The organism is Gramella sp. MT6 (assembly GCF_019357415.1).
Classification (GTDB): Bacteria; Bacteroidota; Bacteroidia; order Flavobacteriales; family Flavobacteriaceae; genus Christiangramia.
In genome coordinates this window covers 534062-546183 of sequence record NZ_CP048410.1, presented here as the reverse complement: position 1 = coordinate 546183, position 12122 = coordinate 534062, and the positions used below count along the sequence as shown (strand labels likewise).

Genomic DNA, 12122 nt, shown 5'->3' with positions numbered 1-12122 from the left:
ATAATTTAAAACATCTTTTATGAAGATCAAACTTTTCACCATGATGAGCTTACTGTTTGGGGTATTTGCGTACGCTCAGACGGGAAGTATTAGCGGAACTATTACGGATGCCGCTACCGGGGAACCTTTACTGGGAACCAATATAATTGTAAGAGGAACCAATACCGGGGCTACAACCAACGAAAGTGGATATTATAAACTTGAGCTTGATCCCGATAATTATACTATCGAAGTATTTTTTATGGGGTATGAGACCGTTACCAGAGATGTTACCATACAGGCAGGTGAGGATATGAAAATGGATTTTAGCCTGGAACCTTCCGCATCTGTAATGGATGAGGTGGTAGTTTCAGCAAATAGAAGACCACAGAAAATAACCAGGGCTCCGGCTACGGTAAACGTGATCAGCGCTCAGCAGATCGCAGACTTTCCAGGTCCAAATCCTGGAGAACTTGCCGCGAGACAAAAAGGGGTTGACTTTGTTAGAACAGGGGTTCAGGGAACCGGGATCAACATTCGTGGATTTAACTCTGCCTTTAACTCCAAGAACCTTCAGGTGGAAGACGGCAGGATCTCTTCATTAGTAGCAACGGGACTTCCTTTAGGTTCATTTACTACAATCACTAAAGAAGATATCGAAAGGGTTGAGATCATTTTAGGACCAAACGCAGCTCTTTATGGGCCTAACGCTCATAACGGACTTGTGAACACATTAACCAAAGATCCTCGTACTTCAGAAGGTTTAGACCTTGTACTTGGTGCTGGTAACCAGAAGCAATTCACTGCTCGTGGTCGCTATGCCATGGAAGTGAATGATAACCTGGCTTTCAAAGTTTGGGGAGAAAGAACCCAGGGAGAGGAATTCGACTATGTAGATTCTGTATATGTAGGAACTACAGCATATGACGAATTAGAGCTTGACAGAGATTTTTCTACTACAAAATATGGGGCTGCGGTATACTACGGTTTAGATGAGACCAGTGACTTAATTGCTTCTTACGGGCATAGTAATAACTCGAATCTTGGAGTTACCAATGCTGGTAGAAACCAGATTAAGGACTGGTCTATAGATTATCTTCAGTTAAAATATGTGTCACCTCATTTCTATGGTAACCTTTACCATACCTGGAGTAAAACAGATGATACTTACGCGATCAACCAGCGTACACAGAACTATGTATCTTTTATTAATAATGGTTTTACTGAAGCTGAAGCATTGGAAAGATCTTTCACCGAGCAATGGTTCCCAATCGAAGGTATACCTAATGGTGGAATAAGCCTCCCAAGAGGCTCTGTTTTTGAAGATGCCTCTAAAAGACTGAATGCTGAAGCTCAGTATAACAACAATTTCGGGAATTTAACATACGTTGTGGGAGCTCAATATCAGCAGGATAATGCAGATTCTAATGGAACTTACCTTTTAGATGAGGGAGGGATCAAAATAGACCAGGTTGGTGTTTATGGGCAGTTGGAATATACTTTCGAAGACGCCGGTCTGGATTTTCTTTTTGTTGGTAGATATGATGATCATGAATTATATGGTGGAAACTTCATTCCTAAAGCTGCGATTGTAAAGAATTTTGATTTTGGAAGTTTCAGGCTTACTTATGGAAAAGGTATCGCTGCTCCATCTATTCTTAACCTAAGCGGAAATCTTTTCGGAGGTCTTGTATTAGGAAACGGAGAAGGGTTCACTCTTGAAGACGGAACAGAAATTCCTGAGTTAAAAGTGGAAACTATCAAGTCCTGGGAAGTTGGTTACAAAGGAAAATTATTTGGAGAAAAGACTTTCTTCGAAGCGAATGCATACTACAATATGTCTGAAGACTTCCTGAGCCCGTTGATCAATATTTCTGCGACCTCTCCGGTGGCCAGAAGAGGTGATACTCCTATAGGAGAATTAATTCCTGGTTCAGATGGATCTTTCGTCCTAACCTATCTTAACTTCGGAAAGGTAGATACTTACGGAGCAGATCTTGGAATCAACTATTTCATCAACGACCAGAACAGACTTTCTTTCAACTACTCATATTTTGGATATGATATAGATAAAGATGATCCAGCGAATGACGGGAACAGAGATGGTTTAGTATTGGATACAGACCTTCCTTTGAACACTCCTGAAAATAAATTCGGAATTGGTTATTACTACACAGGACCAAAATTCTTCGGTTCACTTTACGGAAGATATGTTCAGGAATATGATTTCTTCTCAGGGATCAATATCGCTGCAGAAACCCAGGATCTTAATGGTGATGGCGTAGATGATGTTGTCGAAAATGCCAGAAATGGTAGAACCTGGAACTATGGTCCGTTGGGAGGATTCTTCAATCTAGATCTGAATGTAGGATATAAATTCAATGAAAACTGGACCGTGGGAGCTTCTGTTACGAACTTGCTAGATTCAGAAGTAAGACAGTTCGTTGCTTCTCCAGAGATTGGAAGATTGTTCTTGGTTGAGCTAAAATATCACCTGCCAATAGGAAAGAATTAAGAATCAAATCCTGTTAGACAGATGATCAGGAAAATAGATTTAAAGAACGGGATTAGCCTGGAATATCTTGACCGGGGAGAAGGAGAGGCAATTCTTCTTCTCCATGGGTTAGGATCTACCAAAGCTGATTGGGATCTGCAAGTGGAGCCTTTTTCTAAAGAGTTCAGAATTATAGCTCCAGACCTGAGAGGTCATGGGAATTCTACCAAGCCTGAAAAAAAGGAGGATTATGGGGTTTCCCAATGTGCAGAGGATATGAAACTTCTCCTCGATGATTTAGGAATTTCAAAATGTATGCTCGTCGGCTTTTCTATGGGAGGGGCAGTGGCTTTCGAAATGGCCATTAGATATAGGTCTTTAATCTCGAAATTGGTCATTGTAAACACGGCGCCAGATTTTAATGCGCTCGGCCAAATGGGAGAGCAGATGATCAAAGAGCGTACAGAATTATTGCGGACCCAGGGGATGAATGCCATGGCTGAAAAAGTTGCTGAGGGCATGTTCCCGGAAGAAGAACAAAAGCATCTCCGCGATGCGTTTTATGAAAGAGCCAGTGTCAATGACCTGGAAGCATATTATAATTCCTTTATCACCCTTATGGACTGGGGGATTGGCGAGAAAGTAAAAACAATAGACATTCCTGCCCTGGTGGTGGCTTCAGATCTGGATTACACCCCGGTTGAATTAAAGGAATCTTATACAGCGAAAATGAAAAATGCCAGGCTGAAAGTGATCAAAAACTCCCGTCACGGAGTAACCATGGATCAGCCGAAGCAATTTAATGAAGCACTTTTAAAATTTTTCAGATCATGAGTAGAGTTGTATTGATCACGGGTAGCACCCGTGGAATAGGAAAATCTATTGCCGTGGCTTTTGCCAGGAACGGGTATGATATCATGTTCCATGGCCTGGAAAAGAATGGCCCTGAGATCGCCGAAAAGATAGGAATTGAAAATTCGGTAAAAACGGGTTTCTCTAACGCGAATTTAAAAGATCAGGAAGCTATCAATCAATTGATAGATGAAACCCTGAAAGAATTTGGGAAAATAGATGTATTGATCAATAACGCTGGGATACAATATGTTTCTAAAGTGGAAGAATTTCCAATTGAAAAATGGAATGATATCATCGCGATCAATCTCTCTTCGGTATTTGTAGCATCAAGAGCGGTATGGCCATCCATGAAAAAGAATGGCTTTGGCAGAATTATCAATATTTCCTCCGTGCACGGCCTAAGAGCTTCGGAATATAAGTCGGCTTACGTCTCGGCTAAACATGGGGTGATTGGCCTTACCAAAGTATTAGGTTTGGAAGGAGCTGGGCATAATATTACCTGCAATGCGATTTGTCCCGGTTATGTTAAAACTCCACTGGTAGAAGGGCAGATCAAGGATCAGGCGAAAGCCCATAACCTTTCTGAAGAAGAAGTTGTAAAGCAGGTCATGTTAAAAAAACAGGCGGTCAAGGAATTTATTCCGGAGAAAAAAATTGCTGAACTGGCATTATTTCTGGCCAAGGAAGATTCTTCGGCGATCACTGGTTCCGCTTATGTGCTGGACGGTGGTTGGAGCGCTCAATAAACATATAGTTTTGTTTGGAGATCTAGGCAGGGTAAATAATTTATCCTGCCTATTTCGTTATTAGTTAAAATGAATTAAAAACCTACGCTCCAAGAAGGATTCACAATATCTTCGTAAAAAATTGTTTTAATGCGTTGGTTAATTCTAGCAGCGATCTATCTTATCGTTGATCTTTATGCTTACCAGGTCTTACGGGTTTTCTCAAAGAACATATGGATTGGCGTGATCTATTTTATTATTTCGGCCATAGTAATTGCAAATTTATTCTATCAGTTTAACCAGCCGGCGCCAAATGATGGATTTGGAGGTGGCAGAGGTTATGCGATTGGTATTTTCCTGGCCTTTTTTGTTGGGAAAATAGTTCTTTCGGTGGTGATGCTGGGAGAGGATGTGGTTCGTTTACCAATTGCCGGGATTCAGAAATTCTTTAGTCCTTCGGAAAGTTTTGATATGCCTTCCCGCAGAAAGTTCATTAGTACCATTGCTATTGGCCTTGCCGCAATTCCTTTTGCAGGTCTGCTCTACGGAATGTATAAGGGGCGATATAACTTCAGGGTTTTAAAATATACGCTTTACTTCGAAGACCTTCCCGAAGCTTTCGATGGCTACCGAATTAGTCAGATCAGTGATGTGCATAGCGGTAGTTTCGATAATAAGAATAAGATACAATATGGTGTTGATCTGCTGAAAGAGCAGGGGAGCGACCTGGTGGTTTTTACGGGTGACCTTGTTAATAATAAGGCTTCTGAAATGGACGGCTGGAAAGAACTTTTTTCAGAGGTAAAAGCACCAGACGGAGTTTATTCCATTTTAGGGAACCATGATTATGGAGATTATCATAATTGGGAAAGCCAGGAAGCGAAAATTCAAAATCTTGAAAACCTGAAAAAGACGCATGCCGAAATGGGCTGGAACCTTATGCTGAATGAGAACCGATTCATTGAAAAAGACGGTCAGAAAATAGCTTTAGTAGGGGTTGAGAACTGGGGAGCCGGCGGATTCAAAAAAGCAGGTGATCTTGAAAAGGCCGGAGAAGGTGTAGAAGAGAATGATTTCAAGATCCTGCTGAGCCATGATCCTTCGCACTGGGAACAGGAAGTGAAAAAGCATCCTAAGAAATATCATTTAACCATGAGCGGGCACACGCATGGAATGCAATTCGGGATCGAGATCCCAGGGTGGTTCAAATGGAGCCCTGTGCAATACAGATATAAACATTGGGCCGGAATATATGAAGAAGCAGGCCGTTATATTAATGTAAATCGTGGTTTCGGCTTCCTGGCATATCCTGGAAGGGTAGGGATCTGGCCTGAAATTAGTGTCATAAAACTGAAAAAAGGTTCGAAACCCGCATAATTACAAGAATTTCCTATATTTGATTAAAGCTGGCATAAGTGGTAGTTACCATGAGCTAAAAATAAATCCTGAATTATGTCAAAATTTGGTGAATTAGTAGACTTAAATATCCCGGTTCTTCTAGACTTTTATACCGAATGGAACGATGCCTCTGTCGCGATGCATCCGGTGCTTAGAGACGTTGCTGCGGCGATGGGAGATAAGGCGAAAGTTATTAAAATAGATGTGGATAAGAACTCCCAGTTGGCAGAAGCCCTGCGTGTAAAAGGCCTTCCTACTTTAATGATCTACAAGTCTGGTGAGATGAAGTGGAGGCATAGTGGTGAACAGGATGCCAATACCCTCATAGGTTTGCTTAAAGAACATCTTTAAGACTTCTGAATTTCATTCCTTTTTCTTTGTAAAAATCTAACACCTGCGGAAGAATAACCTTTAGGTTTTCAAATGCTTTTTTACTGTCATGAAACACGATAGTACTTCCGGCTGTCGCATTTTCCGTTACATTTTTAAGACATTCATTTGCTGAGAATTCACGGTCGTAATCACCGCTTATTACATCCCACATAACAATCTTAAAACCCTGTTCTTTTAATGATTTTGCCTGGGAATTTTTGATCTTTCCGTAAGGCGGACGAAAAAGGGGGTATATCGGGGTTTGTAGTTCGGAGTTGGTGGTTTTAATTTGTTTGCTGGTTTCAGTCATGATCTCCTCTGACTGCCACGTATTCCTCAAATAATCTGAAGCAGAGGTTTTCCAGCCGTTGAGGTGATTGAAAGTATGGTTGCCAATACAATGTCCTTCTTCAATAATCCTTCGGAAGATATCCGGATGTTTTTTCACGTTATCGCCTATGCAAAAGAAAGTGGCTTTGGCTTCATACTTATTTAGCAACTCTAAAACCCATGGTGTCGCTTCCGGCACCGGTCCGTCGTCAAAAGTGAGGTAGATCGCCTTGTCGTTGTCGATGTGCGTGAGTCTATCAGGAAACAGAAGCTTAAGGAAAGACGGGTATTTAGCACGGAATAATTTCATAAGAAAAAAGGCTGATCACTACGATTGAATCCATGATTTTCAAGACTCCTCAAACTATTGATACTTCGAGACAGCGTAACCTAATATTGTCACGCTGTCCTCGTTTCAGTACCTGTAGTCAAATGAATTCAATACTGCTGGTCCTATTCTATTCAACAGAATCCAGTTCTGTAGAATCAATATTCGATTCCACAGGAATTGCTCCATCCAGTGCTTCCATGATCTCTTCTTCAGGAGATTTTACATCGGCATCGATTTCTTCATCTTCTCTGTAAAAATGCCTGAACATGCGCAGGTAATTGTTGAATTCCTCTGCCTTTTTCTTGGCAGTTTCCCGGTCTTCATAAACCATCATCATGTCAACAAGTCCACGATAACGTTCCATGTCTGTAATGATCTCATCAGCATACCTGTACTGGCGTTCTACTTCCCAGCTGCTATAATATTCCAGATTTTCCTGATATTTTTTAGCAACCTTTTCCCAGATCTCTCTGGCTTTTTGCGGTTCGTTTACCTCGTAATAACCGGTGATAAAAGGTTCCAGTAGTGTGTAATACTCATAGTATTCTACCGGCATATGTTTCATTCCAAGATCAAGAATCTCTTCGGCATGAATAGTATCACCCTCTCTAAGGAGGTTTTCGGTAAGCCTCGCCAGGTTACTTCTATAGGTGATAGAATTCTTGCGGGTCTCAGGATCATGATAAATATCTGAAGACCCCATATTACCCCAATCCCAGTTCTTGACGATATTGTACATCTTTTCTGTGTTCACTCTACCCATATCAAATGGATTTCTTGGATTAAGCGGTGTGCGGATAGGTACTAGTTTATAGGTTACCCCTTCCAACTGTAGATAATCTTTCATCCACAGGTAATCTTCATCCCCAAAGCTTCCTCCAGTGAAATAGATCGGTCTTTTCCAGTTATTGTTTGCCAGGATATCCAGCATTAATAATCTGTTCTTGTACAGGATCTGATCACCGATGGTAATATCGATATGATCCACGATCAGATCAGCTTCAGATTCATCCACGATATTGTTTTCCAGTACAGTTTGTTTATCTACCGGAATCCTTACGTGTCTTGAAGGGAAGGTATTGATAAAGGTTCCGCTTTGTAATTCTGCCTGTGTACGAGGATCTTCATTTTCAATATAATTCATCCAGGTACCTATAGGAATCGTATCCTGAGTCACTTCTCTAAGGAAGATCGCATCGTTCCTACCATTGTAAAAATCGTTATCCAGTTGAGATGGAATAGCGTCACTTTCAAAAGCCGCTCTCTTCATCTGGTCTATATACCAGTCGGTAGCCAGAAGGCTGGTATTAATAATTCTAACATCTGTTCGGTATTTCTCCACCTGTTGAACATACCATAAGGCAAAGGTATCATTGTCTCCAATGGTAAATAAGATTCCATTTTCATCTACCGAATCGAGATACATCCTGGCCATAGTTAATGCTGTATCCCTTCCAGAACGGTCATGATCGTCCCAGTTTTCTGATGCTAGTAACACAGGAACACAAAGTAAACTTCCAATGATAACAACCGGAGCGACGATCTTGGGACTAAGGACTGTTCTAAGCTTATCAAAAATAGCGTAGACTCCAAAGCCTATCCAGATCGCAAAAACATAAAACGAACCTACGAGGGCATAGTCTCTTTCTCGAGGCTCGAATGGGCGTTCATTCAGGTATATCTTTAAGGCAATTCCCGTGAATAGGAAAAATACCATCAATACCCAGAAGTTCTTTTTGTCTCTTTTCAGGTGAAATACTAGTCCTATTAATCCAAGAATGAAGGGAAGGAAGAAATAGGTATTTCTTGCTTTATTATTCTTTACATCTGAAGGCAAGTTATCCTGACTTCCAATATGCATTTCATCTATAAAATCGATTCCGCTGATCCAGTTTCCATGGAGATCGGTATATTTTCCCTGGATATCATCCTGGCGACCAGTAAAATTCCACATAAAATATCTCCAGTACATGTAACCTATCTGATATTCTAACAGGTAGCCGATATTTTCAGCAAAACCTGGTTTTTCCACATCCAGATATTCGCTGAATTGTCTCAGGAAGTTATGATAGTCTTCCATATCTCTTTCCCCACGAGAGAATTGAGATTTAAACTCGTTTACCGCCTGAATAAGTCTTTCCTCTCCCTGGTATTCAGGTTTGATCTTGAAATCCAGCGGACCGGTAAACTCCATATAATTCACGGCATGCTCTGTACTCCACATACGTGGCAGGATCGCTTTATGGTCATCATCCAGGTTTTGCTTGGCGTTCTTGTATTCATTTACAATGACATATTTTCCAAGCTCCTCGTCCTTTTCATATTTAGGTTTAGCGTCTTCGTATGGATTATCTGCATCCAGGGTTGAGTACATTTCAGACCACTGCGGGCCATAAAATAAATGCGTCTCACCATATTGTTCACGGTTGTAGTATGCAAGTAGTTCCCTGGCGTTATCGGGACTGTTCTCGTTAATAACGGTAGGAGCGTTACTTCTTATAGGCAGCATCACCCAGCTCGAGAATCCTATTAGCACGAACAGGACGCATAGCAGTAGAGTGTTGTATTTATAAAGGTTTTTCTTTCGGGTATAATTTATCAGGAAGTAGAAAGCCGCAACTATAACCAGTAGGGCTATTACTGTCCCAGTGTTAAATGGCATTCCGAGGCTATTGGTAAAGAAAAGTTCTGAAGCCGAAAAGAATGTTAGGGTATAAGGAAGCAGAAGTTTGAAAATGAACATTAAAACCGCAACCACTACTACATTTGCGATGATGAAATTCTTAACGGTGACTTCTTTATAGTTTTTAAAGAAATATAGGAATCCTATGGCAGGCAGAGTTAGTAGCCCCATAAAATGTACTCCGAATGATAATCCTATGACTAATGAGATTAGTATGATCCATCGGTTGCCTCTTGGGGTAAACATATCTCTTTCCCATTTAAGGCCCAGGTAGAACATGATACTCATAAAGCAGGCGGCCATGGCATAAACTTCAGCTTCCACAGCATTGAACCAGAAACTATCGGTAAATGTAAAAGCAAGGGATCCTACTAACGAACTTCCCAGAACTGCAATTTTTTTCGACGGAGTCAATTTTGAAACCGGGCCGGCAACTTTTAAGACCAACATGGTGATCGACCAGAACATGAACATGATCGCTATGGCGCTGGCAAAACCAGACATAAAGTTTACCATTAAGGCAACCTTTGTGTTATCTGGGGCAAAGGTGGAAAAGAAGGCTCCCATCATCTGGTAGAATGGAGCTCCGGGTGGATGTCCCACTTCCAGGTTTGCAGAGGTAGCAATATATTCCCCGGCATCCCAAAAGCTTGCCGTTGGTTCCAGAGTAAGCGTGTAGGTAGTCAAAGCGATCACAAAAACCAGCCATCCCAGGATTTTGTTCCACTTACTAAAGTTTAGATCTGTCATAAATACTAGAGTAGTTGTACTAAAGTGGCGAATTTAATAATAAAATGCTGAATGCTTTAAAAACGAAAGATAAAAGCAATTATTTTGGAAAATACTGAAAATGAAGAAGCAGCGGCCAATTGGAAAATAAAGCGTAATTTTTTCAGTAAAATTTCATTAAAAAGTTTGTGTAGATTAAACTTTGTTTTAAATTTGCATCCGCATTTAAGCATTGGCCTATGGTGTAACTGGCAACACGTCTGGTTTTGGTCCAGAAGAGTCTAGGTTCGAGCCCTAGTAGGCCAACAAAAATGTTAAAAACCCGAACTGAAAAGTTTGGGTTTTTTTATTGGCATAATTTGAAGAATTAGAGGTCTACATCAATTGGGGGTGGTCGCGGAATATTGTTGAGGTTTCAATCTGTCCTGAAGTAGTCATCCTATCTATAAATTTTATTTTCTTTGTTAGACGTCCTCACGCGATTGCTATTTTAATCTTCGAGTTTTTTTATAAGGAATGAAAAGTATGGGTCTGTATAGTAGGATGATTCGTAATTCTATAACAACTGATCTAACTTCTAACTTGACAACTCAGCGAAAAAACGTATTTTTGCATTTTCAAAATTTCTCCACTTTTAAAGAAACCCTACTGCGGGAAATTTTTCATTCTGATGAAAGAATCACAGTATGCCCTGGTATGTAATACGTACAAAACCGCAACATGAAATAAAAACGGCTAAGCTCCTTGAAAATCTTGGTTTAGATATTTATTGCCCGGTAATTACAGAAGTTAGGCAATGGACAGATCGAAAAAAGAAAGTTACTTTACCATTATTCAGAACCTATCTGTTTGCTAATCTGGAAAATAGCAATCGAAACCGTGTGTTCGAGGCTCCCGGGGTTCTTGGTTTTCTAAACTGGCTTAATAAACCCGCAACTGCGAAGCCCGAAGAGATCGATGCTATCAGATCCTGGTTAAATAACGATCGCCTTGATGGCTTTGAAGTTAATAATCTGAAGCCCGGCGATGAGGTCGAGATCAAATCTGGAAAATTGGCGAAAAAGCAAGCTGTAATTAAAGAGATAGGGAATAAGAAGCTAAAACTTATCCTGCCCGATATAGGGTGGACGTTGACCGCTAATGTACAGGATGTTTTGTAAACGCATTTAAACTCTGCTATGCCAGTAATATTGAAAAGAACATTCTTCCAGATCAATTTATATAAATCAAAGCCTACTTATAAATAAATGAAAACATATTTTCAGTTCAACCTACGAATAACTACAGTCATCTTTCTCCTTTTTGTTCTGTCAGGACACGAGGTTCAATCACAGGAATACAGTATAGGTATAAAGGCCGGGGTAAATTATAGCTTGAATGATAATGGCTCTGAAGTTTTGCGAAACGCAGTGCAATACAGTGCAGAATCTGATTTTGGTTACCAGGCGGGTGCTTTTCTGGAAATGAATTTCGGGAAATGGTTGCTGCGACCGGAGGTGTTCCTAAATAGGGCTCGGGGAGAATTTGAGTTTAGGGAGTCTCCTTCTTCCTATAGTTTAGAAAAGATCAGTTTGCCCTTGTTATTCGGGTATAATGTTTTTAGATCTTTTGATGTATATGCTGGTCCAGCCTACCAGTTTATTCTTAATAAAGAAATGGAAAACACCCTAGATCCATTGTTAGATGATCATAGCAATCTCGCTGCCCAGTTTGGATTTAAAATTAGCTTTAACAGGCTGGAACTGGATCTAAGATATGACTTCACCTTTCCTTCTGAGGACTTTCAAATTGTTAATTTTAATAACGGCAACCGGGCTTATTTTGATGAAGGTCGATTGAACCAGATAATGTTAAGTCTGAATTATAAGATTTTTGGCAATAATTTGCCTTCAGCGCGGCGCGGAGGAAGCTGTTATTTCTGATAGCTTTTTTAGTTTATTCAACTGTTTTGTAATCTGATTCACAGTGATTTGTGTGGTTTTGATAAGTTTTTTTAACTGGTTAAAATCATATTTTAACTGAAAACGCTAAGTATCTTTCAACTATTTTTTAGTTTTCTTCCTTTTCGTTAAAGACTTATAAAATTAAGTTAAAAATTTAACACTTATAATTTTGCGCTTCCTAAGAGGTGAGGTTATATTTGCCGCCTCAAAGAAACAACCTGAACTTAACCCTACTTATCATTTATCCTGGTCATGCCCTTGATTAGGATTATCCACTCAGGTT

9 protein-coding genes and 1 tRNA gene are annotated in these 12122 nt (G+C 40.3%); 8 read left to right on the top strand and 2 right to left on the bottom strand.

Annotation, left to right across the window (positions count from 1 at the left end; all coding sequences use genetic code 11):
• The first annotated feature begins 19 nt into the window (after nt 1-19).
• The 5 genes from G3I01_RS02400 (at nt 20) to G3I01_RS02380 (ending at nt 5802) form a co-directional block, all read left to right on the top strand.
• Complete coding sequence (locus G3I01_RS02400) at nt 20-2494, top strand: TonB-dependent receptor (protein WP_219550719.1); 2475 nt, start codon at nt 20-22, stop codon at nt 2492-2494.
• A 21-nt stretch (nt 2495-2515) separates the two neighbouring features.
• Complete coding sequence (locus G3I01_RS02395; protein ID WP_219550718.1) at nt 2516-3307, top strand: alpha/beta hydrolase; 792 nt, start codon at nt 2516-2518, stop codon at nt 3305-3307.
• Nucleotides 3304-4074, top strand: coding sequence for a 3-hydroxybutyrate dehydrogenase (locus G3I01_RS02390; RefSeq protein ID WP_219550716.1), 771 nt, complete (start codon nt 3304-3306; stop codon nt 4072-4074). The genes G3I01_RS02395 and G3I01_RS02390 overlap by 4 nt, the downstream gene beginning before the upstream one ends.
• 129 nt (nt 4075-4203) lie before the next feature.
• Nucleotides 4204-5430 carry a metallophosphoesterase gene (locus G3I01_RS02385; RefSeq protein WP_219550715.1) on the top strand — a complete coding sequence of 409 codons (1227 nt, stop codon included), beginning with the start codon at nt 4204-4206 and terminating at the stop codon, nt 5428-5430.
• A gap of 75 nt (nt 5431-5505) precedes the next feature.
• Nucleotides 5506-5802: a thioredoxin family protein gene (locus G3I01_RS02380; RefSeq protein WP_108170465.1), complete on the top strand. Its 297-nt coding sequence runs from the start codon at nt 5506-5508 to the stop codon at nt 5800-5802.
• Here the strand turns inward: G3I01_RS02380 and G3I01_RS02375 are convergent.
• Together G3I01_RS02375 and G3I01_RS02370 are read right to left on the bottom strand one after the other, a co-directional pair.
• Complete coding sequence (locus tag G3I01_RS02375) at nt 5786-6463, bottom strand: polysaccharide deacetylase family protein (protein ID WP_219550714.1); 678 nt, start codon at nt 6461-6463, stop codon at nt 5786-5788. The genes G3I01_RS02380 and G3I01_RS02375 overlap by 17 nt on opposite strands.
• Before the next feature lie 148 nt (nt 6464-6611).
• On the bottom strand, nt 6612-9917 hold the full coding sequence (locus G3I01_RS02370; protein ID WP_219550713.1) for a DUF2723 domain-containing protein: 3306 nt from the start codon (nt 9915-9917) through the stop codon (nt 6612-6614).
• Between the two features lie 212 nt (nt 9918-10129).
• Between G3I01_RS02370 and G3I01_RS02365 the strand changes: the two genes are divergently transcribed.
• From G3I01_RS02365 to G3I01_RS02355, 3 genes are all read left to right on the top strand, one after another.
• Nucleotides 10130-10202: transfer RNA gene (locus G3I01_RS02365), tRNA-Gln, on the top strand.
• Nucleotides 10203-10582: 380 nt separating this feature from the next.
• Entirely contained in the window at nt 10583-11056 is a 474-nt protein-coding gene (locus G3I01_RS02360; RefSeq protein WP_219550712.1) for a UpxY family transcription antiterminator, read from the top strand.
• Nucleotides 11057-11143: 87 nt separating this feature from the next.
• Complete coding sequence (locus G3I01_RS02355; RefSeq protein ID WP_219550710.1) at nt 11144-11818, top strand: outer membrane beta-barrel protein; 675 nt, start codon at nt 11144-11146, stop codon at nt 11816-11818.
• Nucleotides 11819-12122: the final 304 nt, after the last annotated feature.